Annotated in this window: 20 protein-coding genes; 9 read left to right on the top strand and 11 right to left on the bottom strand. The window is 73.9% G+C overall.

Annotated features, from left to right (window positions below; genetic code table 11):
* The first annotated feature begins 83 nt into the window (after positions 1 to 83).
* Entirely contained in the window at positions 84 to 1,913 is a 1,830-nt protein-coding gene (locus O2W17_RS17085) for an SCO7613 C-terminal domain-containing membrane protein (protein WP_269193644.1), read from the top strand.
* Between the two features lie 12 nt (positions 1,914 to 1,925).
* Here O2W17_RS17085 and O2W17_RS17080 read toward each other — a convergent pair whose 3' ends face one another.
* On the bottom strand, positions 1,926 to 2,402 hold the full coding sequence (locus tag O2W17_RS17080; protein WP_269193643.1) for a DUF6194 family protein: 477 nt from the start codon (positions 2,400 to 2,402) through the stop codon (positions 1,926 to 1,928).
* A 27-nt stretch (positions 2,403 to 2,429) separates the two neighbouring features.
* Between O2W17_RS17080 and O2W17_RS17075 the strand changes: the two genes are divergently transcribed.
* Positions 2,430 to 3,176 (top strand): MerR family transcriptional regulator, encoded by a 747-nt coding sequence (locus tag O2W17_RS17075; RefSeq protein WP_269193642.1) that lies wholly within the window; start codon positions 2,430 to 2,432, stop codon positions 3,174 to 3,176.
* Positions 3,177 to 3,300: 124 nt separating this feature from the next.
* Here O2W17_RS17075 and O2W17_RS17070 read toward each other — a convergent pair whose 3' ends face one another.
* Genes O2W17_RS17070 through O2W17_RS17035 form a run of 8 tightly spaced genes read right to left on the bottom strand, consistent with a single transcriptional unit; the run spans position 3,301 to position 10,274 of the window.
* Positions 3,301 to 3,705 carry a metal-sulfur cluster assembly factor gene (locus O2W17_RS17070; protein ID WP_269193641.1) on the bottom strand — a complete coding sequence of 135 codons (405 nt, stop codon included), beginning with the start codon at positions 3,703 to 3,705 and terminating at the stop codon, positions 3,301 to 3,303.
* The gene (gene sufU / locus O2W17_RS17065) at positions 3,705 to 4,172 is read right to left on the bottom strand and encodes a Fe-S cluster assembly sulfur transfer protein SufU (protein WP_269193640.1); all 468 of its coding nucleotides are present in this window, start codon (positions 4,170 to 4,172) and stop codon (positions 3,705 to 3,707) included. Before sufU ends, O2W17_RS17070 begins: the two co-directional genes overlap by 1 nt.
* Positions 4,173 to 4,200: 28 nt before the next feature.
* Positions 4,201 to 5,514, bottom strand: a complete 1,314-nt coding sequence (locus O2W17_RS17060) for a cysteine desulfurase (RefSeq protein ID WP_269193639.1) — start codon at positions 5,512 to 5,514, stop codon at positions 4,201 to 4,203.
* Positions 5,511 to 6,284 (bottom strand): Fe-S cluster assembly ATPase SufC, encoded by a 774-nt coding sequence (sufC, locus tag O2W17_RS17055; RefSeq protein ID WP_269193638.1) that lies wholly within the window; start codon positions 6,282 to 6,284, stop codon positions 5,511 to 5,513. Before sufC ends, O2W17_RS17060 begins: the two co-directional genes overlap by 4 nt.
* Before the next feature lie 15 nt (positions 6,285 to 6,299).
* Complete coding sequence (locus O2W17_RS17050) at positions 6,300 to 6,653, bottom strand: Rieske (2Fe-2S) protein (protein ID WP_269193637.1); 354 nt, start codon at positions 6,651 to 6,653, stop codon at positions 6,300 to 6,302.
* A gap of 2 nt (positions 6,654 to 6,655) precedes the next feature.
* Positions 6,656 to 7,972: a Fe-S cluster assembly protein SufD gene (sufD, locus tag O2W17_RS17045; protein ID WP_269193636.1), complete on the bottom strand. Its 1,317-nt coding sequence runs from the start codon at positions 7,970 to 7,972 to the stop codon at positions 6,656 to 6,658.
* Positions 7,972 to 9,411: a Fe-S cluster assembly protein SufB gene (sufB, locus tag O2W17_RS17040; RefSeq protein ID WP_269193635.1), complete on the bottom strand. Its 1,440-nt coding sequence runs from the start codon at positions 9,409 to 9,411 to the stop codon at positions 7,972 to 7,974. The genes sufD and sufB overlap by 1 nt, the downstream gene beginning before the upstream one ends.
* A complete protein-coding gene (locus O2W17_RS17035) occupies positions 9,408 to 10,274 on the bottom strand; it encodes a helix-turn-helix transcriptional regulator (protein ID WP_269193634.1) in 867 nt (288 codons plus the stop codon). Before O2W17_RS17035 ends, sufB begins: the two co-directional genes overlap by 4 nt.
* Positions 10,275 to 10,437: 163 nt before the next feature.
* On the opposite strand from O2W17_RS17035, the gene O2W17_RS17030 reads away from it, so the two are divergent.
* Entirely contained in the window at positions 10,438 to 11,364 is a 927-nt protein-coding gene (locus O2W17_RS17030) for a COX15/CtaA family protein (RefSeq protein WP_269193633.1), read from the top strand.
* Positions 11,365 to 11,384: 20 nt separating this feature from the next.
* Here the strand turns inward: O2W17_RS17030 and O2W17_RS17025 are convergent, their stop codons facing one another.
* Complete coding sequence (locus O2W17_RS17025) at positions 11,385 to 11,714, bottom strand: hypothetical protein (protein WP_269193632.1); 330 nt, start codon at positions 11,712 to 11,714, stop codon at positions 11,385 to 11,387.
* Positions 11,715 to 11,724: 10 nt separating this feature from the next.
* Complete coding sequence (locus tag O2W17_RS17020) at positions 11,725 to 12,657, bottom strand: heme o synthase (RefSeq protein ID WP_269193631.1); 933 nt, start codon at positions 12,655 to 12,657, stop codon at positions 11,725 to 11,727.
* Positions 12,658 to 12,932: 275 nt separating this feature from the next.
* Between O2W17_RS17020 and tkt the strand changes: the two genes are divergently transcribed.
* From tkt to pgl, 6 genes are all read left to right on the top strand, one after another.
* Complete coding sequence (tkt, locus tag O2W17_RS17015) at positions 12,933 to 15,146, top strand: transketolase (RefSeq protein WP_269193630.1); 2,214 nt, start codon at positions 12,933 to 12,935, stop codon at positions 15,144 to 15,146.
* A 44-nt stretch (positions 15,147 to 15,190) separates the two neighbouring features.
* Entirely contained in the window at positions 15,191 to 16,291 is a 1,101-nt protein-coding gene (tal, locus tag O2W17_RS17010; RefSeq protein ID WP_269193629.1) for a transaldolase, read from the top strand.
* A complete protein-coding gene (locus O2W17_RS17005) occupies positions 16,288 to 17,892 on the top strand; it encodes a glucose-6-phosphate isomerase (RefSeq protein WP_269193628.1) in 1,605 nt (534 codons plus the stop codon). Before tal ends, O2W17_RS17005 begins: the two co-directional genes overlap by 4 nt.
* A 138-nt stretch (positions 17,893 to 18,030) precedes the next feature.
* Positions 18,031 to 19,548 (top strand): glucose-6-phosphate dehydrogenase, encoded by a 1,518-nt coding sequence (gene zwf / locus O2W17_RS17000; protein WP_269193627.1) that lies wholly within the window; start codon positions 18,031 to 18,033, stop codon positions 19,546 to 19,548.
* A gap of 40 nt (positions 19,549 to 19,588) precedes the next feature.
* Entirely contained in the window at positions 19,589 to 20,665 is a 1,077-nt protein-coding gene (locus O2W17_RS16995; RefSeq protein WP_269193626.1) for a glucose-6-phosphate dehydrogenase assembly protein OpcA, read from the top strand.
* Positions 20,662 to 21,462, top strand: a complete 801-nt coding sequence (gene pgl, locus O2W17_RS16990) for a 6-phosphogluconolactonase (RefSeq protein WP_269193625.1) — start codon at positions 20,662 to 20,664, stop codon at positions 21,460 to 21,462. Before O2W17_RS16995 ends, pgl begins: the two co-directional genes overlap by 4 nt.

Genomic DNA, 21,462 nt, shown 5'->3' with positions numbered 1-21,462 from the left:
GAACCCAGGGTAGGCGCTCCACCGCCCGGTTCCGAACCGATTGCCGGTGATTCGGGCCGCCTCGGGCCGGGCAGGGTGCTCCGGTGACCCCGGGAGCGCGTCCGACGCCGCCGGCGGTACCGCCGTCGGTGCCCCCGTTCCCCTACCGCGCCCGCCCGCCGCAGGTCCTGCTCGCCGTCGGCGCCGTGCTGCTGGTCTGCGCCGGCGCAGCTCTGGCGTCGGCCTCCGGCGGGCCGGTCGTGCGGGTCGCGCTCCTGGCGCTGGCCGGAGCGGCCGCCGCCGGCTCGCTCCGGGGCGACCGGGCTGGGTTGCACAGCTCCGCCGAGACGTTCGCCGCCAGCGCTGCAGGCCTGGCGCTGGCGGCGAGCGACGTCGGTGGCGCCCTCCGGACCGGTGACCCCCTGCTGCCGCTGGCGCTGACCGGCGTCTTCCTGGTGCTGCACCGCGTCTCCCCCGCCACCGCCGCGTGGCCGCTGGCGGCGTGGGCCGGGCTCTCGGTGGCCGCACTCCGCGTGCTCGGCTCCGTACCCGTGCTGTTGCGCACGGAGTTCCTCGTGGCGGTGACGCTGGTCGGGCTGGCGGTCGCCCTGTTCGGCCGGCCGCTGGTGGCACGGGTGGGGATGGCGACGACCGTCCCCTGGCTCGCCGCCGCGGTCCTGACCGGCATCGGGGAGGCCTGGACGGCCGGGACGGCCGACCGGTGGGTGGCCGCGGCGCTGACGGCGGTCCCCGCCGGCGGGCTGCTGCTGGCGCGGCTCCGGGAACCGCTGGACGTGCTGCTCGGCCCGCCGCGGCTGGTCCCCGTCGTCTCCGGCGCCGTGACCGGTGTGGCCGTCGCCGGTGCCTCCTCCGCCGGCGGGCCGGTGGTCGTCGCGGTGGCGGGCTTCGCCGGCGTCCTCGTCGCCGCGGTGGCGGCCGGGGAGTTGTCGGGGTGGCGCCGCGGGCTGCTCCTGCCCGTGGCGCTGACCGGTGGCGTGCTGCTGGCCGTCCTGTCGGTCGTCCGCCTGGTGGCGGGGGTGCACTGGTCGGCGCTCGCGCTGCTGCTCCTGCTGACCGCGGCGCCGACCGTGTGGGTCGCGGCGCTGCGCCCCGACGACCGGCCGGTGGCGGCGCCGACGGCGGTCGGCTGCCTGGCCGGCGCCGCGCTGCTGCTGGGCCTGCCCGACGGCTGGGCCTCCCCCGCCGGGGCCGCCGTCCTGCTGACCGGCCTCTACGTGGTCTCGCTCGTCATGGCCGCGCTCCTCGAGCGCGAATCCCGCCGGGCCACCGTTATCGCCGCCGCAGCGGTCGCCGCCCTGGCCGTGCTGATCCTCGTGGCCGAGGGCGACCGGGCGCAGGTGCTGGTCCACCTGTCGGTCCAGGGGGCGACGACGCTCGGGTGGGCGTGGTGGACCGGCCGCGCGGCGCGCCGGGACGCCGGCACCGCGACCGACACCTCGACCGCCTGGCGGGTGGGCGCGGCGCAGCTGGTCCTCGCCGCCTGGATCGCGGCGGCGCTCGCCGGCACCGGGACCGTGGAGGCCTACACCCTGCCGGCGGCCGCGGGGCTGCTGCTCGCGGCGGGGCGGGACCTGCTGCGCGAGGCCTCCTGGCCGTCCTGGGGCCCGGGCCTGGTGACGGCGGCGGCGCCGTCGACCACGCTCGCCGTGCTCTCCCCCGCCGCCCCGCGCCCCGTGCTGGTGCTGGCCGTGGCGGCGGTCGCGATGGTGGCCGGTTCCCGCGCCGGCGTCCGCGCCCCGCTGGTGGTCGGGGCGGTCACGACGCTGGTGCTCGCCCTGGGGCTGGCGGTGCGCGCGCTGCCGTGGCCGGTGGGCGCCGCCCTCGTGGTCGGAGCGTTGCTGCTGCTCATCGGCATGCGCCGCGAGCGCTTCCCGGTGGCCGGCTTCGCCGCCCGCCTCGCCGACCTGCGCTGACCCGGCAGCCCGTCAGCCCGCGCCGCAGGCCCCCGCGCGGCGCTCGTGGCGTCCGCGCGCGGACTCGTGGGCCGCGCGGAGCAGCTCGCGCACGGTCGGGTCGGTCCGCGGGCCCGGGTCCACGACGGCCAGCCAGCCCAGCTCGCCGTAGACCGGGTGCGGGAACAGGACGTCGGCGGCGCTCGGGTCGACGGCCTGGGCGGCCGGCTCCCGGGGGGCGGAGCCGGTGATCCGGGTGAACTCCGCCGTCCCGGCGGCGATGTTGAGCCGGAAGGCCCCGGGACGGTCGAGGCGCGATCCCCGGTCGCCGGGCTGGTCCCCGGTCACGATGGTCGCGAACGGTTGCGTCCGCGGCACGACGCCGTCGGGCGCGTAGTAGAAGAAGCTGTCGCCCCAGCTGGCCTCCGGCGAGCCGTCCCCGGGCTGCGGCTGCAGGGTCAGGACTCCGCCCAGGGCCTGCACGAACCCGATGATCTCCTCGATGCGCATGGATTCCAGCGTTACATTCACGTGCTCGTGGAGACTTCGGCCGACGACCGCCGCGGAACGGGGTCGGCCGGTCGCAAGTGGGGCCTGCGGACCGTCGACGTCGCGCGGCGGGCGGGCTACTCCGTCCAGCAGATCCGGGACCTCGAGCAGGCCGGCGTCCTGCCACCGGCCGACCGGACCCCGGCGGGCTACCGGAGGTACACCGAGCGGCACGTGCACGCCGCCCTCGCCTACCGGGCGTTCGCCGCCGGGATCGGCCCGGTCGAGGCCAAGCGGGTGCTGCGGGCAGCACTGCGCGGAGGGCCGGCCGTGCTCGTCCTCCTGGACGCGGCGCACGCCCGGCTGCACGCGGAGCGGCGCGAGCTCGCGCTGGCCCGGGAAGCAGCCGGCGCGATCGCCGCCGAGCCCATCGCGGCCCCGCGGGCGTCGGACGCGATGAGCATCACCGAGCTCGCGGCCGCGCTCGGGATCCGTCCGTCGACCTTGCGGCACTGGGACGCGGAGGGGCTGGTGCCGGCCCACCGCTCGGGGCCGCGGAGCACGCGCACCTACTCCCCCGACGCCGTCCGCGACGCACGGATCACCCACCAGCTGCGCCGGGCCGGCTACCGCATCGGGCCGCTCCGCGCCCTGCTCGACCAGCTCCGCCGCACCGGCCGGGGGTCGGACGTCGAGGCCGGGCTGGCCGCCCGGAGCACGAGCATCGACGACCGGTCCCGGGCCCTGCTCCAGGGGGCTGCCGCCCTCGACCGGCTGCTCGACGGCGGCCCCTGATGCCGCCGGCTCCCGGACCTGGGACGACGATGTCCCCGGGCCGGACACTCCGTACGTCGGAGCGTCCGTCTCGGGGACATCGATCGGTGCTACCTGGCGCCCCGCGGGAGGCGGGGACGCCGGCTCAGACGCGGAAGCCGAGGGCGCGCAGCTGCTCGCGGCCGTCGTCGGTGATCTTGTCGGGGCCCCACGGCGGCATCCAGACCCAGTTGATCCGGATGTCGTCGACCAGGCCGGGGCCGGGGCCACCGGTGAGCGCCTGGCGCGCCTGGTCCTCGATGACGTCGGTCAGCGGGCAGGCCGCCGAGGTCAGCGTCATGTCGATGATCGCGACGCTGCTGTCCCCGTTGCTGTCGTCGACGTCCAGGCCGTAGACCAGGCCCAGGTCGACGACGTTCACGCCGAGCTCGGGGTCCACGACGTCGCGCATGGCCTCTTCGAGGTCCTCGAGCAGCGCCGACTTGTAGGCCGGCAGGTCGCCGGGCGCCCCGTCGGTGGCGGGAGTGGCGTTCTCGGTGGTCTCGCTCATCAGTTGCTGCCTCCGGTCTGGTGGGCGGACAGAGCCCGGGCGGACGCGTCCTTGAGGGCCATCCAGCTCATCAGCGCGCACTTGATCCGCGCCGGGTACTTGGACACCCCGGCGAACGCCACGGCGTCCTCCAGCTCGTCCTCGAGCTTCTCGGCCACCGCGGGGTCGCCCTTGGCCTGCATGAGGGTCATGAAGTGCTCGCCGGTCTCCAGCGCCTCGGTCACGCGCTTCCCGACCACCAGGTCGTACATCGCGGAGACCGACGCCTGGCTGATCGAGCAGCCCATGCCCTCGTAGGACACGTCGGCGACCGTCTCGCCGTCGAGCTTCACGCGCAGGGTCACCTCGTCCCCGCAGGTCGGGTTGACGTGGTGGACCTCGGCGTCGAACGGGTCGCGCAGGCCGCGCCCGTGCGGGTTCTTGTAGTGGTCCAGGATGATCTCCTGGTACATCGACTCGAGCTGCATCAGATGGCCAGATTCATGTGCGCGGACCTCACACCGTTCCGAAGAACTTCTGGGCCTGCCGAATTCCGTCCGCCAGCGCGTCGACGTCGTCGTACCCGGTGTGCACGTAGAACGTGGCCCGGGTGGTCGCCGGGACGCCGTAGCGGCGCACCACCGGCCAGGCGCAGTGATGCCCCACGCGGACGGCGATGCCCAGGTCGTCGAGCACCTGCCCCACGTCGTGCGGGTGGATGTCCTCGACGGTGAAGGAGATCGCCCCGCCGCGGGCGACGGTGTCGGGCGGGCCGATCACGGTCACGCCGGGGATCTCGGCGAGCTTGGCCAGCGCGTAGCCGGTCAGCACCTTCTCGTGCTCCTCGACCTTGTCCATGCCGAGGGCCTGGAGGTAGTCGACAGCGGCACCGAGCCCGATCACCTGGGCGGTCATCGGCACGCCGGCCTCGAAGCGCTGTGGCGGCGGCATGAAGGTGCTGGCCTCCATCCGCACGACCTCGATCATCGAGCCACCGGTGAGGAAGGGCGGCAGCTTGTCGAGCACCTCGTAGCGGCCCCACAGCACGCCGACGCCGGTGGGACCGAGCATCTTGTGCCCGGAGAACACCAGGAAGTCCGCGCCCAGCGCGGTGACGTCGACCGGCTGGTGCGGCACCGACTGCGCGCCGTCGACCAGCACGAGCGCACCCACCGCGTGAGCGCGCGCAACGATCTCCTCGAGCGGGTTGATCGTGCCGAGGATGTTCGACTGCTGGGTGACCGCGACCAGCTTGGTGCGCTCGTTGACCACCGTGTCCAGGTCCGACAGGTCCAGCCGCCCCTCGTCGGTCAGCCCGAGCCAGCGCAGGGTCGCCCCGGTGCGCTCGCACAGCTGCTGCCACGGCAGGAGGTCGGCGTGGTGCTCCATCTCGGTGACCACGATCTCGTCACCCTGGCCGACGGCGTAGGTGCGGAACTCCGGCTCCTTCGCCGTGACGGCGTTGGAGAGCGCGTACGCCACGAGGTTGATCGCCTCGGTGGTGTTGCGGGTGAAGACGATCTCGTTCTCGGGGGCACCGAGGAACGCGCCGATCTTCGCCCGGGCCTCCTCGTAGGCGGCGGTCGCCTCCTCGGCGAGCTGGTGGGCTCCCCGGTGCGGCGCGGCGTTGATGTTCTCGTAGAACCAGCGCTCGGCGTCCAGCACCGAGCGCGGCTTCTGCGACGTGGCCCCCGAGTCCAGGTAGACCAGCCGCTTCCCGTCGCGGACGGTGCGCGTCAGGATCGGGAAGTCCGCCCGGATCGCCTCGACGTCCAGGGGCAGGGGCACCTGCTGCGCCCCGGCTCCGGGACGCGAGACGGTCTGGGTCATGACGTGCTGACCTCCGCGGACGCTTTGACGTAGGACGCGTAGCCCTCGTCCTCGAGCTTGGCCGCCAGCTCCGGTCCGCCCTCGTCGACGACCTTGCCGGCGACGAACACGTGCACGAAATCGGGCTTGATGTACTTCAGGATCCGGGTGTAGTGCGTGATCAGCAGCACGCCGACGTCGCCGTCCTCGCGGCTGCGGTTCACACCCTCGGACACCACGCGCAGGGCGTCGACGTCGAGGCCGGAGTCGGTCTCGTCGAGGATCGCGATGGCCGGCTTGAGCAGCCGCATCTGCAGGATCTCGTGGCGCTTCTTCTCACCGCCGGAGAAGCCCTCGTTGACGTTGCGCTCGGCGAACGCCGAGTCCATCTCCAGGCCGGCCATCTCGGTCTTGACGTCCTTGACCCAGGTGCGGAGCTTGGGCGCCTCGCCCTTGATGGCGGTGGCGGCGGTGCGCAGGAAGTTCGACACCGAGACGCCGGGCACCTCGACCGGGTACTGCATGGCGAGGAAGAGGCCGGCGCGGGCGCGCTCGTCGACGCTCATCGCGAGGACGTCCTCGCCGTCGAGGGTGACGGTGCCCCCGGTGATCGTGTACTTGGGGTGGCCGGCGATCGAGTAGGCCAGGGTGGACTTGCCCGACCCGTTGGGCCCCATGATCGCGTGGGTCTCGCCGGAACGGACGGTGAGGTCGACGCCGCGGAGGATCTCCTTGGTGTCGTCACCCTCGCCGACCGTGACGTGCAGGTCGCGGATCTCCAGAACGGACACTTCTCTTCTCGCTCCTCAGTTGCCGGACGGGAGGGGCAGGCGGCCGTCGGCTTCGGTGTCGACGAGCACGTCCTCCCCTTCCACGCGCACGGGGTAGACGGACACCGGCTCGGTGGCCGGCAGGTTGGTGGGTTCGCCGGTGCGCAGGTCGAAGCACGACCCGTGCAGGAAGCACTCGATGGTCGGCGCACCGTCGAAGGTCTCGACGTCGCCGTCGGTCAGGGGCACGTCGGCGTGCGAACACCGGTCCTCGAGCGCGTAGACGGCGCCCTCGAACCGGACGACCGCGATGTCGATGTCGGGCAGCTCGACCCGCAGCGAGCCCATCTCCTTGATGTCGGAGAGGGCGCAGACCCGCTCGAAAGCCATGGTCAGGCCACCTCGACCGGCTGCTCGTCGAGGCCGGGCAGCGCACCGAGACGGGTGTCGATGGAGCCCATCAGCCGGTCCTGCAGCTCGTCCACGCCGATGTGCTGGACGACGTCGGCGAAGAAGCCGCGCACCACCAGCCGGCGGGCGGTCTCGGCGTCGATGCCGCGCGAGCAGAGGTAGAACAGCTGCTCGTCGTCGAACCGGCCGGTGGCGCTGGCGTGGCCGGCGCCGACGATCTCGCCGGTCTCGATCTCCAGATTGGGCACCGAGTCGGCGCGGGCGCCGTCGGTGAGCACCAGGTTCCGGTTCAGCTCGTAGGTCTCGGTGCCGGTGGCCGCCGGGCGGATGCGGACGTCGCCGATCCAGACCGTGCGGGCGTCCTCGCCCTGCAGCGCGCCCTTGTAGAGCACGTTGCTGGTGCAGTTGGGCACCGCGTGGTCGACCCAGAGCCGGTGCTCCTGGTGCTGGGTCTCGTCGGCGAAGTAGACGCCGAAGAGCTCCGCGGAGCCGCCGGGACCGGCGTACTGCACGTTGCTGACCAGGCGGACCAGGTCGCCGCCGAGGGTCACCACGACCTGCTTGAAGGTCGCGTCCCGGCCGACGACGGCGTCGTACTGCCCGCCGTGGACCGCACCCGGCGCCCAGTCCTGCACGGACACCAGGGTCACCTGCGCGCTGTCGCCGACGAGCACGGTGACGCCCCCGGCGTACCGGGCCAGGCCGGTGTGGTCCAGCACGACGGTCGCCTTGGCGAACGCGCCGACCTGGACGACCAGCTGGCCCCAGACGACCTCGTCCGCGCCGGTGCCGGCCAGGCCGAGGGTGACCGGGCGGTCCAGCTGCGCCTCGGCGGGCACGCGGACGACGGCGGCGCCGCCGCTACGCTGCCGGGCGAGGGCCGCCAGCCGGTCCACCGGCTCCGGCAGCTCCTTGAGCAGCGGGTCGCCGGCCTCGACGCTGGTCAGCTCGACGCCCTCGGGCAGGTCGCTGGTCCAGGTCAGGGAGGCGTCCGACGGCGCACCGTCGAGCAGAGCGCGCACCCGCTTCATCGGCGTGAAGCGCCACGTCTCCTCGCGCCCGGTGGGCACGCCGAAGGCGTCCGGGTCGGTGGAGGTGAACCGCTCCGCGGGCGAGCCGGTCGGCGTCGGACCACCGTGCGAGTGCGCACCGGGCTGCACGTCACCGGCGGTGCCGGTGTCGGACGCCGGTGTCGTCGGGGGCCCGGCCTGCGCGCCCACGCCCGGGGCGAAGAGCTCCGAGGCGAGGGTCGCCGGCTGGGTGGTGAGGTCGGTCGTGCTGGTGTTCTCGGTCGACATCAGCCGACGGCACCTTCCATCTGCAGTTCGATGAGCCGGTTCAGCTCGAGGGCGTACTCCATGGGCAGCTCGCGGGCGATCGGCTCGACGAACCCGCGCACCACCATGGCCATGGCCTCGTCCTCGGAGAGGCCACGGCTCATCAGGTAGAAGAGCTGGTCCTCGCTGACGCGGGAGACGGTCGCCTCGTGCCCCATGGAGACGTCGTCCTCGCGGACGTCGACGTAGGGGTAGGTGTCCGAGCGGCTGATCGTGTCGACCAGGAGCGCGTCGCACTTCACCGTCGACTTCGAGCCGTAGGCGCCCTCGTCGACCTGGACCAGGCCGCGGTAGGAGGTGCGGCCACCGCCGCGGGCCACCGACTTCGACACGATCGTCGAGGAGGTGTGCGGAGCGGCGTGCACCATCTTGGCGCCGGCGTCCTGGTGCTGGCCCTCGCCGGCGAACGCGATCGAGAGCACCTCGCCCTTGGCGTGCTCGCCGGTCATCCAGACCGCCGGGTACTTCATCGTCACCTTGGAGCCGAGGTTGCCGTCGACCCACTCCATGGTCGCGCCCTCGTGGGCCACGGCCCGCTTGGTGACCAGGTTGTAGACGTTGTTCGACCAGTTCTGGATGGTCGTGTACCGGCAGCGCGCGTTCTTCTTGACGATGATCTCGACGACCGCGGAGTGCAGCGAGTCGCTCTTGTAGATCGGCGCGGTGCAGCCCTCGACGTAGTGCACGTAGGCGCCCTCGTCGACGATGATCAGCGTCCGCTCGAACTGGCCCATGTTCTCGGTGTTGATCCGGAAGTAGGCCTGCAGCGGGATCTCGACGTGCACGCCCGGCGGCACGTAGATGAACGAGCCACCCGACCAGACGGCGGTGTTCAGCGCGGCGAACTTGTTGTCGCCGGAGGGGATCACCGAGCCGAAGTACTCCTGGAAGATCTCCGGGTGCTCCTTGAGCGCGGAGTCGGTGTCCAGGAAGAGCACGCCCTGGTCCTCCAGCTCCTTCTGGATCTGGTGGTAGACGACCTCGGACTCGTACTGCGCGGCGACACCGGACACCAGGCGCTGCTTCTCGGCCTCGGGGATGCCGAGCCGGTCGTAGGTGTTCTTGATGTCGTCGGGCAGGTCCTCCCACGAGGCGGCCTGGGCCTCGGTGGAGCGCACGAAGTACTTGATGTTCTGGAAGTCGATGCCGGAGAGGTCCGAGCCCCAGTCGGGCATCGGCTTGCGGCCGAACAGCTTGAGGGCCTTGAGGCGGCGCTCGAGCATCCACTCGGGCTCGCTCTTGCGGGCGGAGATGTCGCGGACGACGTCCTCGTCGACACCGCGGCGGGCCGAGGCACCGGCGACGTCGGCGTCCGCCCAGCCGTACTCGTACCGGCCGAGCTGGTCGATCTGCTCGTCCTGCGTCAGCGGCGTGGCCACCGGCTGCTGGGTGCTGGTCATGCGGGCGTCCTCTCCCGGTCGTTCGTGGGGGTGGTGGTGCTGGACGGTGCGGTGCGTGCCCGGCCGGGCCGGGACGCTCCTCGCTCACCGGGTACAGGGCGCGCGGGGGCTGTTCTGTTCCCCGCGCGGGTGGAGTCCCGGCTGCCGCCGGGACGGTTCCCGGGCACCAGCGGTCCCGGGATGTGGGTGGTGCAGATCCCGTCGCCGTGGGCGATGGTGGCCAGCCGCTGCACGTGGGTGCCCACGAGCCGGCCGATCACCGCGGTCTCCGCCTCGCACAGCTGGGGGAACTCCGCCGCGACGTGCGCGACCGGGCAGTGGTGCTGGCACAGCTGCCCGCCGCCGGAGAGCGCCGAGGCCGTGGCAGCGTAGCCCTCGGCGGTGAGAGCGCCGGCGAGGGCCTGCGCGCGGTCGACCGGCTGCCCGGAGCGGGCGCGGACCGCCTCCTCCACGGCCGAGGAGGCGCGCCGCTCGAGACCGGCGAGCTGCTGCTCGGCGACGGCCCGGACCGCGTCGGGCCCGCCGGCGGCGGCGACGTACCGCAGGGCGGTCAGCGCCAGGTCGTCGTAGGCGTGCGGGAAGGCCGAGCGGCCGGCGTCGGTGAGGTGGAAGTGACGGGCCGGGCGGCCGCGGCCGCGGTGCGCCCCGGTACCGCCGTGGCCTGCCGCCCGCTCCTCGACCCGGCCGGTGGCCAGCAGGGCGTCGAGGTGCCGGCGGACGGCGGCCGGGGAGATGCCCAGCCGCCCGGCGAGCTCGGTGGCGGTCTGCGGGCCGTGCTCGAGGAGGAGGGCGGAGACGCGGTCGCGGGTGCGCCCGTCGTCGGCGGTCGCCGACGGCCGGGGGTGCGCCGCGATGGATTCCACAACACGAGTGTGTCCTATTTCGGGCACCCTGCAAGCAAGGTCATCCTAAGAACGGCCGCCTGCGGACCCGTCGTGACCAGGCTCACCGCCCCGGCGCGGTCGCGCCCCCCACCGGGTTGCCGCGCGCGCCGGATCTGCCCGCGCGACCGCCTAGCATCGTGGCGTGCCGGTCCTGCCCGCTTCCTTCTCCGCGACGACCATCTCGCGGGTCGCCTTCGCCAACGTGGTGGCCAACGGGGCGATCGTGCTGACCGGGGGCGTCGTCCGCCTGACCGGATCCGGCCTCGGCTGCCCGACCTGGCCCCGGTGCACCACCGAGAGCTTCGTGACGACGCCGGAGATGGGCATCCACGGCGTGGTCGAGTTCGGCAACCGGCTGCTGACCTTCGTCCTCGCCGTCCTGGCCGTCGCGCTCGTCGTCGTGGTGGTGCGCTCCCCACGCCGCGACCTGCGCCCCCTGGCCGTGGCCGCATTCCTCGGGATCCCCGCGCAGGGCGCGCTCGGGGGCGTCACCGTCCTCACCGGCCTGAACCCGTGGACCGTCGCCGCGCACTTCCTCGTCTCCATGGCCCTGGTCGCGCTGACCACCGTGCTGTGGCTGCGGTCGCGCGAGCCCGGGGTCGGGGAACCGCTGCTGGCCCGGCCGTTCCGCCTGCTCGTCGGCGCGATCGCCGCGGTCACCGCGCTGGTGCTCGTCATGGGCACCGTGGTCACCGGCAGCGGCCCGCACAGCGGCGATCTCGAGGCCGGGCGCACCGGGCTGGACCCCGAGCTCGTCAGCCACCTGCACGCCGACGCCGTCTTCCTGCTCGTCGGGCTCACCGTGGCGCTGCTGGTCGCCGTCTACGCGACCGACTCCCCCGGCCGGGTCCGCCGGGCCGCGCGCGACCTGCTGGTCGTGCAGCTGGCGCAGGGCGTCGTCGGCTACGTGCAGTACTTCACCGGTCTCCCGGTCCTGCTGGTGCTGCTGCACATGCTGGGCGCCGTGCTGATCGCTGCGTTCACCGCCCGCCTGGTGTGGTCGGTCCGCGGGCCGGCGTCCGAGCTGCCGCTGGCCACCCCCGCCGAGCCGGCCGTCGCCGCCGGCTGACCCGGACCCGGCGCGGGCGGTCAGCCCCGCCAGGCGAGCACGACGGCGACCGCCCCGGCGGGCGACGCCCAGCGGCTCGCGGTGACCGACTGCCCACCCGCCCCCGGCGCGTCGCCGGTGGTGAGCGCCGTGCGGGCGTCGGCCCACGCCGGCCAGGCGTCGTCCTCGTCGTGCCAGACGACGCGGCCACCGGGCAGGTACGTCGCCACCGGGCAGCCGGACTCGACCAGCGGCTCGACCTCGTGGCGGGTCAGGCGGGTCGCGCGGCGCCGGTAGGTCCGGCCGTCCGGGCCGGCCAGCGTGCCCATCCCGAGGGCGTCCCAGTCCCCGCCGGGGAGCTCCCGCCGCACGGCGTGCCGCTCAGACGAAGACGTCGACGATGATCGCGACCGACAGCAGCGCCATGTAGGAGATCGAGACGTGGAACAGCTGCATCGGCCGGGTCTCGGCCCCGCGCTGGATGCGGGCGAGCAGCCGGTGCGCCTCGACCAGGAACCACGCGCCGAGGGCCGCGGCCGGCACCGTGTACGCCCAGCCGATGCCGTACTCGCCGCCGAGCGGGGCGAGCAGCAGGGAGACCGCCACCGTGAGCCAGGTCCAGACGACGGTCTGCCGGCCCACGGACAGCTCGGAGGCGACGACCGGCAGCATCGGGACGTCGGCGCGCGCGTAGTCCTCGCGGAAGCGCATGGCCAGCGCCCAGAAGTGCGGCAGCTGCCAGCAGAAGACGACGCCGAAGAAGATCCACGCCGGCCAGGCGAGCGAGCCGGTGACGGCGGCCCAGCCGATGAGCACCGGCGCGGCCCCGGGCACCCCGCCGAACAGGGTGCTGTGCCGGGTGCGCCGCTTGAGCACCGCCGTGTAGATGACTGCGTAGTAGAAGATCGCCCCCGCGGCGAGGGCGGCGGCCAGCGGGGTCGTCGTGAGCGCCAGGAGGCCGATGGCGAGCACCGTCAGGACGACGCCGAACGTGAAGGCGTTCCGCGCGCTGACCTCGCCGGTCACCAGGGCCCGGCGCTCGGTCCGGCGCATCAGCCGGTCGATGTCGCGGTCGTACCAGCAGTTGAAGACGTTGGCCGCACCGGCGGCGAGCGTGCCGCCGACCATCGTGGCGGCCAGCAGCCCCCAGGAGGGCCACCCGCGCGCCGCCACGATCATCGCCGGGAGGGTGGTGATGAGCAGCAGCTCGATGATGCGCGGCTTGGTGAGGCCGACGTAGGCACCGACCCGGGCACGCAGGCGGGTGGTGAGACGAGCAGCGGAGGCGGCGGGGCGCTCGGACAGCGCCGTCACCGGGTGCCCTCGTGCGCGGTCGCGCGCGGGCAGCAGGGCACCACGGGATCCCTTCGAACCGGGGGGCGGAACGCCCCCACTGTAGCCCCGGGCCGTTTCCCGGCAGCCGCACGGCATGACCTGCGATGACTAGGGTTGATCACGTTGCTGCCGGGGGTGCAGCGGGTAGGGGCGGACGGACGACGTCGTCACGCCCGTGCCCCTGGACCGGCCCGTCGGCGGCCGGCCGCCGGCCCGGGCACGACGTCAGGCCTACTCGAGGGAGAACCCACCAGATGGACACGCGAAGCACCCAGGCGGAGGCCCCGGCCGAGGCGGCGAGCGACACGCCGACCGGTAACCCCGCGCAGCCGCAGCCGACCCTCCCCCAGGACTTCGGCGACCTCGACCGCCGGGCCGTCGACACCGCCCGCGTGCTGGCCATGGACGCCGTCCAGAAGGTGGGCAACGGCCACCCCGGCACGGCCATGAGCATGGCCCCGACCGCGTACCTGCTGTTCCACAAGTGGCTGCGGCACGACCCCACCGAGCCGAACTGGGTCGCCCGCGACCGCTTCGTCCTCTCGATGGGGCACTCCAGCCTCACGCTGTACGTGCAGCTGTTCCTCTCCGGCTACGGCCTGGAGGTCGACGACCTCAGGGCGCTGCGGACCTGGGGCTCGAAGACCCCGGGCCACCCCGAGGTCAACCACACCCCGGGGGTGGAGACGACGACCGGCCCGCTGGGCCAGGGCGTCGGCAACGCGGTCGGCATGGCCATGGCCGCCCGCCGCGAGCGCGGCATGCTCGACCCGGACGCCCCCGAGGGCGAGAGCCTGTTCGACCACTCCATCTGGTGCTTCGCCTCCGACGGCGACATGGAGGAGGGCGTCAGCGGCGAGGCGTCGTCCCTGGCCGGCACGCAGAAGCTCGGCAACCTGACGCTGGTCTACGACGACAACCAGATCTCCATCGAGGACGACACCACCGTCGCCTTCACCGAGGACGTCGGCAAGCGCTACGAGGCCTACGGCTGGCACGTGCAGCACGTCGACGACGGCGAGGACCTCGCCGCCGTCGACGCCGCGTTCGCCGCCGCGAAGGCCGAGACCACCCGGCCGTCCCTGGTCGTGCTGCGCACGGTCATCGCCTGGCCGGCCCCCACCAAGCAGAACACCGGCGCTTCGCACGGCTCGGCGCTCGGCGAGGACGAGGTCCGCGCGACCAAGGAGATCCTCGGCTTCGACCCCGAGCGCACCTTCCAGGTCGACGACGACGTGCTCGCCCACGCCCGCTCGGTGGTGGACAAGGGCCGCGCCGACCGCGCGGAGTGGGAGGAGCGGTTCGCCGCCTGGGAGCAGGCCAACCCCGGGGGCGCCGCCCTGCTGGCCCGGATGCGCGAGCGCCGGCTGCCCGACGGCTGGGCCGAGGACCTGCCCTCCTTCCCCGCCGACGAGAAGGGCGTGGCCACCCGCAAGGCGTCGGGCAAGGTGCTGGCCGCGCTCTACCCGCGGCTGCCCGAGCTCTGGGGCGGCTCGGCCGACCTCGCGGAGAGCAACAACACCGCGGTGGAGGGCGAACCGTCGTTCCTGCCCCCCGACCGGCAGACGAAGATGTGGTCCGGCGGCCCCTTCGGGCGCACGATCCACTTCGGCGTCCGCGAGCACGCCATGGGCGCGGTGATGAACGGCATCGCCCTGCACGGCGGGACCCGCGTCTACGGCGGCACGTTCCTCACCTTCTCCGACTACATGCGCGGCGCCGTCCGGCTGGCCGCGCTCATGCAGCTGCCGGTCACCTACGTCTGGACCCACGACTCCATCGGCCTGGGCGAGGACGGCCCGACGCACCAGCCGATCGAGCACTTCGCCGCGTTGCGGGCCATGCCGGGCCTCGACGTCGTGCGCCCCGCGGACGCCAACGAGGTGACCGCCGCCTGGCGGACGATCCTGGAGAACAACGACCGCCCGGCCGGGCTGCTGCTGTCCCGGCAGAACCTGCCGGTGTTCGACCGCGAGGCGTTCGGCTCGGCCGACGGCGTGGCCCGCGGCGCCTACGTGCTCGCCGACGCGTCGAACGGCAGCCCGGACGTGATCCTGCTCGGCACCGGCTCCGAGGTGCAGATCGCCATGGCCGCCCGCGAGCGGCTGGAGGCCGACGGCGTCCCGACCCGGGTCGTCTCCGTGCCGTGCGTCGAGTGGTTCGCCGACCAGGACCAGTCCTACAAGGACGAGGTGCTGCCGCCCACGGTCCGCGCCCGGGTCAGCGTCGAAGCGGGCGTCCCCATGGGGTGGCGGGAGTTCGTCGGCGACGCCGGCCGGATCGTCGGCCTCACCCACTACGGCGCCAGCGCGTCCTACTCCGTGCTCTACGAGGAGTTCGGCCTCACCGACGAGGCCGTCGTGGCCGCCGCGCGCGAGAGCCTCGAGGCGGCCCGCTCCGGCACCGCCGTCCCCGCCGGTCCGATCGCGGCCACCGGCGGCCTCCCCCAGGCGACCGGCGACCGCTGAGCCGAGCGCTGCCGACCATCCCTCCAGCCCGAAAGGCATCCGTCATGGCACAGAACGAGAACCTGGCCGAGCTGTCGTCCGCGGGGGTCGCCGTCTGGCTCGACGACCTCTCGCGCGACCGCATCCGCAGCGGCAACCTCCAGTCCCTGGTCGACGAGCACTCCGTCGTCGGCGTCACCACCAACCCGAGCATCTTCGCCGCGGCGATCAGCGGCTCGAAGTCCTACGACGACCAGCTGCACGCGATGGCGACCCGCCGGGTGAGCGTGGAGGAGGCGCTGCGCACGATCACCGCCGCCGACGTCCGCGACGCCTGCGACCTGCTGCGGCCGGTGGCCGAGCGCCAGCCCGGTGACGGGCGGGTCTCCCTGGAGGTGGCGCCCGGCCTGGCCAACGACACCGACGCCACGGCCGCGGAGGCCGCGCACCTGTGGTGGCTGGTCGACCGCCCCAACCTCTACATCAAGATCCCGGCCACCGAGGCCGGCCTGCCGGCGATCACCGAGACGATCGCCAACGGCATCAGCGTCAACGTCACCCTGATCTTCAGCCTCGAGCGCTACCGCGCCGTCATGGAGGCCTACCTCGCGGGTCTGGAGAAGCGGGTGGCCGAGGGCGGCTCGCTCGAGGGCATCGCGTCGGTGGCCTCGTTCTTCGTCTCCCGGGTGGACAGCGAGATCGACAAGCGCCTCGACGCGGCCGGCGCCGACGCGTCGCTGAAGGGGAAGGCGGGCGTGGCCAACGCCCAGCTGGCCTACCAGGCCTACGAGGAGGTCTTCTCCTCCGACCGCTGGCAGGCCCTGGAGGCGCAGGGCGCGGCGCGGCAGCGGCCGCTGTGGGCCTCGACCGGGGTGAAGGACCCCGCCTACTCCGACACGATGTACATCAGCGAGCTCATCGCGCCGGGCACGGTCAACACCATGCCGGAGAAGACGATGATGGCCTACGCCGACCACGGCAGCCCCGGGACGCCGGTGCAGAAGTCCTACGACGAGGCGGCCGCCGTCATGCAGTCGGTGCGCGACGCCGGCGTCGACCTCGACGACGTGTTCCGCGTCCTCGAGACCGAGGGCGTGCAGAAGTTCGTCGACTCCTGGGACGAGCTGACCGAGTCGGTGCGCACCGAGCTGGAGGACAAGGCGTGACCTTGGGCTTCAGCTCCACCGGCCTGGAGGTCCCGGAGCCGGTACGGGGCCAGCTCCAGCAGGACGACGTCGCCGCGCGGCTCGTCCGCAAGGACGCCACGCTGTGGGGTCCCGACGCCGAGAGCGAGGCCGCGGTCCGGCTGGGCTGGCTGGACCTGCCGGCCACGTCGCGGTCGCTGGTCGCCCAGCTCGCCGAGCTCCGCGCCCAGCTGGTCGCCGAGGGGCTGGACCGGATCGTGCTCTGCGGCATGGGTGGCTCCTCGCTCGCGCCCGAGGTCATCTGCCGCACGGCCGGCGTGCCCCTGGTCGTGCTCGACACCACCGATCCGGGGCAGCTCCTGGCGGCCATGACCGACCTGGAGCGGACCGTCGTGGTGGTCAGCTCCAAGTCCGGCGGCACCGTGGAGACCGAGAGCCAGCGCCGGGCCTTCGTCGCCGCCTTCGCCCGGGCGGGCCTGGACGAGGGCCGGATCGGCGCGCGGTTCGTCGTCGTCACCGACCCCGGCTCGCCCCTGGCCGACACGGCCGCGGCCATGGGCGCCCGCGCGGTGTTCCTGGCCGACCCGACCGTCGGCGGCCGGTACAGCGCCCTGTCCGCTTTCGGCCTGGTGCCCTCCGCGCTGGCCGGGGCCGACGTGGCCGCCCTGGTCGACGACGCCGAGACGCTCGCCGAGCGGCTCGCCGATCCGGGCAACGCCGCCATGGAGCTGGGCATCGCCCTGGGCGCGGGCTTCCGCACCGGCCGGGACAAGCTGGCCCTCGCCGACGCCGGCGAGACGCCGATCCAGGGTTTCGGCGACTGGGCCGAGCAGCTGATCGCCGAGTCCACCGGCAAGGAGGGCCGCGGCATCCTGCCGCTGGTGCTGGAGTCGCCGGAGGCGCCGGGGGCCGACGCCCCCGACGTGCTGTTCGCCCTCGTGGGTGGTCAGGCGCCCGCGCACCGGCCGTCCATCTGCGTGACCGGCCCGCTCGGTGCCCAGTTCCTGGGGTGGGAGTACGCCACCGCCGTCGCCGGGCGGGTGCTGGGGATCAATCCCTTCGACCAGCCCAACGTGACCGAGAGCAAGGAGAACACCTCGGCGATCCTCTCCGCCGGGCTGCCGGACGAGCAGCCGGTGGCGACGATCGGTGCGGTCGAGATCCGGGGCAACGCGACGGTCCTCGACGGGGTGGACCTCTCGTCCCACGACGGGCTCTCCCTGGCGCTGGACGCACTCCTGGCGTCGATCCCGCCCCGCGGCTACCTGGCCGTCATGGCGTACCTCGACCGGCTCGGCGACGCACGCACCGCCGACCTGCGGCTCGCGCTCGCCCGGCGGACCGAGCACGCGGTGACGTTCGGGTGGGGGCCGCGCTTCCTGCACTCCACCGGCCAGTACCACAAGGGCGGCCCGCAGGTCGGCGCCTTCCTGCAGGTGACCGGCGCGGTGGGCGAGGACCTCCCGGTGCCCGAGCAGACGTACACGTTCGGCACCCTGCAGGCCGCCCAGGCGGCGGGCGACCGCAAGGCGCTCGCCGACCGGGAGCGGCCGCTGCTGCACCTGCACCTCACCGACCGGGCGGCGGGCATCGGCCAGGTGCTCACCGCCCTGAACTGCTGAACCCCGGGGCACCCGGCCGGGAGGACCGCCTCCCGATCCGCGCCTGTCCCGGCCCGCCGTCCGGCCCCTCGGGCCGGACGGCGGGTCACTCCGACCACGAGGACGGACGATGACCCTCCCCCCGCTGCGCGGCCAGCGATGACCGCCAACCCGCTGCGCGACCCGCGGGACCGGCGGCTGCCCCGGGTGCCCGAGCCCTGCGCCCTGGTGGTCTTCGGGATCACCGGGGACCTGGCCCGCAAGAAGCTCCTGCCGGCGGTCTACGACCTCGCCAACCGCGGGCTGCTGCCCACCAACTTCGCGCTGCTGGGCTTCGCCCGCCGCGACTGGGGCGACACCGAGTTCGCCGAGCTGGCGCGCGACTCGGCCCGCCAGCACGCGCGCACCCCGTGGCGGGAGGAGGTCTGGGAGCGGCTGGCCGGCAGCGTGCACTTCGTCCAGGGCTCCTTCGACGACGACAATGCCTTCGACGAGCTCGCCGGCGCGCTCTCCGAGCTCGAGGGCAGCCACGGCATCGGCGGCAACGCGGCGTTCTACCTGTCGATCCCCCCGGCGATGTTCCCGACCGTGCTCAAGCAGATGCAGCGGACCGGCATGGCGGAGAACACCCCCGGCCGCTGGCGCCGGGTGGTGGTGGAGAAGCCGTTCGGCACCGACCTGGCGTCCAGCCGCGAGCTCAACGAGCTGGTCGACTCGGTGTTCAGCGCCGAGGACGTCTTCCGCATCGACCACTACCTGGGCAAGGAGACCGTCCAGAACCTGATGGCGCTGCGGTTCGCCAACGAGCTGTTCGAGCCGGTCTGGAACGGCCACCACGTCGACTCGGTGCAGATCACCATGGCCGAGGACGTCGGCATCGGCGGCCGGGCCGGGTTCTACGAGGAGACCGGGGCGGCCCGCGACGTGCTGCAGAACCACCTGCTGCAGCTGCTGGCGCTGACCGCGATGGAGGAACCGGTCGAGTTCTCCGCCGAGGAGATCCGGACCGAGAAGCTCAAGGTGCTGCGGGCGATCTCGCTGCCCGAGGACCTGGGCGCCTACGCCGTGCGCGGGCAGTACCAGCCGGGTTGGCTGGCCGGGCAGCGCGCCCCCGGCTACCGGCAGGAGGACGGCGTCGACCCGGGGTCGACGACGGAGACCTACGCCGCGGTGCGCCTGGGCGTCGAGACCCGCCGCTGGGCCGGGGTGCCGTTCTACCTCCGCACCGGCAAGCGGCTCCCCCGCCGGGTCACCGAGATCGCGCTGGTGTTCAAGCGCGCCCCGCACCTGCCCTTCGCCGACACCGACACCCAGGAGCTGGGCAACAACCAGCTGGTGGTGCGCGTGCAACCGGACGAGGGGGTCACCCTCAAGTTCGGGTCGAAGGTGCCGGGCAGCGTCATGGAGGTCCGTGACGTCTCCATGGACTTCCTGTACGGGGAGCAATTCACCGAGTCCAGCCCCGAGGCCTACGAGCGCCTGCTGCTCGACGTCCTCCTGGGCGACGCCACCCTCTTCCCCCGCAACGCCGAGGTCGAGGCCTCCTGGGCGGTCATCGACCCGCTGGAGGAGTTCTGGCGGGACACCGAGCCGCAGCCCTACCGCGCCGGCGAGTGGGGCCCCCGGGCCGCCGACGAGATGCTCGCGGCCGAGGGCCGTCGCTGGCGGCGACCGTGAGGCCCGCACCCCCGCACCCCCGTCGATCGGAGGAACAGTCGTGACAACGCTGTGGGACACCACCGGTTCGGCCGTGGTGAAGGAACTGGCCGCCCAGCGGCGCACCGGGGGTGCGGTGCTCTCCGGGGTGGCGCTGACGCTGGTCGTCGTCGCCGAGGAGAGCCGGGTGACCGAGGCGGAGGAGGCGGCGACGCACGCCGCGGAGATGCACCCCTGCCGGGTGCTCGTCGTGGTGCGACGGCAGATCGACGCCCCCGGCCCCCGGCTGGACGCCGAGGTGCAGATCGGTGGCCGGCTCGGCCCCGGCGAGGCCGTCGTCATGCGCATGTACGGCCGGCTGGCGCTGCACGCCGAGTCGGTCGTGCTGCCGCTGCTGGCTGCCGACGCACCCGTGGTCACCTGGTGGCACGGGGCGCCGCCCGAGCGCATCGCCCGGGACGCGCTGGGCGTCCTGGCCGACCGGCGGATCACGGACAGCTCGCTGGCCGAGGACCCGTTGGACTGCCTGCGGGTGCGCGCCGACGACTACGCCCCCGGCGACTCCGACCTGGCCTGGACGCGCACCACCGGCTGGCGCTCGGCGTTGACCTCCACCCTGGACTCGGTCGCCGGACGGCGCGGGGACTCCGTCCGCGTGCGCGGCGGCTCGATCGAGGGCGACCCGCACAACGCGACCGCACGGCTGCTCGCCGGGTGGCTGTCCTCCCGCACCGGCTGCAGCGTCGACATCACCGAGGCGTCCCGCACGCCCGGGCCGAGCGGCGTGGCCGCCGTCAAGCTGTCGCTGGACCAGGACGAGGAGGTGGAGATCCGGGCCGATCGCCGCGGCGGCGCCGTCATCTCGCAGCCCTTCCGGCCCGACTCGACCGTCGCCCTGGCCGAGCGCCCGCTCGGTGACCTGCTGAGCGAGGAGCTGCGCCGGCTGGATCCCGACGAGCCCTACAGCGAGGCCCTGGAGGCCGCCACGGGCCTGGACGGGCTGTCCGAGCGCTCCTCGGTCCGCAAGCTCGTGTGGTTCGACCCCGCCGCCCAGGACGGCGACGGCGACGGCGACGCGGCGGATGATGCCGCCGGCGAGCCGGACCCGACCACCGGCGAAGGAGCCCTGACCTCGTGACCATCTCCCCCGGCGAGCGCTCCGCCGACGCAGCGCCCGTCCCCGACGTCGTCATCGAGCCCGACGCCGACCGGCTGGCCCGCGCGGCCGCCGAGGCGCTCGTCGCCCGGCTCGCCGCGGCGCAGGCCGTGCACGGCACCGCCGCCGTGGTCCTGACCGGCGGGAGCATCGGCATCGCCGTCCTCGAACGGGTCGCCGGCCTCGCCGCCGAGCCGGTGCGGGAGACCGTCGACTGGACCGCGGTGGACGTCTGGTGGGGCGACGAGCGGTTCGTGCCGGCCGACGACGCCGAGCGGAACGAGAAGCAGGCCCGGACGGCACTGCTGGACGCTGTGGGCGTCCCGCCGGAGCGGGTGCACGCGATGCCGGCGTCCGACGGCGGCTTCGCCGAGCCCGAGGACGCCGCCGCCTGGTACGCCCAGCAGCTCGCCGCGGCGGCTCCGGAGGGGCACGACCTGCCCCGGCTCGACCTGCTGCTGCTCGGCATGGGCCCGGAGGGGCACACCGCCTCGATCTTCCCGGACTCCCCCGCCGCCCGGGACGAGCGCCCCGTGCTCGCGGTCCGCGACTGCCCCAAGCCACCGCCGACCCGGATCAGCCTCGGGTTCACCGCGATCAACAGCGCCGAGGAGATCTGGCTGCTGGTCTCGGGCGAGGGCAAGGCACCCGCCGTCGCCCGGGCGCTGGCCGGCGCCGGCCCGCAGGAGCTACCGGCTGCCGGCGTGCACGGTGCCCGGGCGACGCGGTGGTTGCTCGACGCCGCCGCGGCCGCCGAGCTGCCCCGCCCCGGGAGCTGA

It is taken from the genome of Blastococcus sp. VKM Ac-2987 (assembly GCF_026967805.1).
GTDB lineage: Bacteria > Actinomycetota > Actinomycetes > Mycobacteriales > Geodermatophilaceae > Blastococcus.
The sequence above is the reverse complement of the archived record's forward strand: the minus strand, read 5'-3'. Positions and strand labels throughout refer to the sequence as shown.

Bases quoted from the DNA above. Each gene is read 5' to 3' on its own strand.
- sufB (WP_269193635.1), bottom strand. From the start codon at position 9,411: ATGACCAGCACCCAGCAGCCGGTGGCCACGCCGCTGACGCAGGACGAG.
- tkt (WP_269193630.1), top strand. From the start codon at position 12,933: ATGGACACGCGAAGCACCCAGGCGGAGGCCCCGGCCGAGGCGGCGAGC.
- sufD (WP_269193636.1), bottom strand. From the start codon at position 7,972: ATGTCGACCGAGAACACCAGCACGACCGACCTCACCACCCAGCCGGCG.
- tal (WP_269193629.1), top strand. From the start codon at position 15,191: ATGGCACAGAACGAGAACCTGGCCGAGCTGTCGTCCGCGGGGGTCGCC.
- O2W17_RS17070 (WP_269193641.1), bottom strand. From the start codon at position 3,705: ATGAGCGAGACCACCGAGAACGCCACTCCCGCCACCGACGGGGCGCCC.
- O2W17_RS17060 (WP_269193639.1), bottom strand. From the start codon at position 5,514: ATGACCCAGACCGTCTCGCGTCCCGGAGCCGGGGCGCAGCAGGTGCCC.
- O2W17_RS17080 (WP_269193643.1), bottom strand. From the start codon at position 2,402: ATGCGCATCGAGGAGATCATCGGGTTCGTGCAGGCCCTGGGCGGAGTC.
- O2W17_RS17050 (WP_269193637.1), bottom strand. From the start codon at position 6,653: ATGGCTTTCGAGCGGGTCTGCGCCCTCTCCGACATCAAGGAGATGGGC.
- zwf (WP_269193627.1), top strand. From the start codon at position 18,031: ATGACCGCCAACCCGCTGCGCGACCCGCGGGACCGGCGGCTGCCCCGG.
- sufU (WP_269193640.1), bottom strand. From the start codon at position 4,172: ATGCAGCTCGAGTCGATGTACCAGGAGATCATCCTGGACCACTACAAG.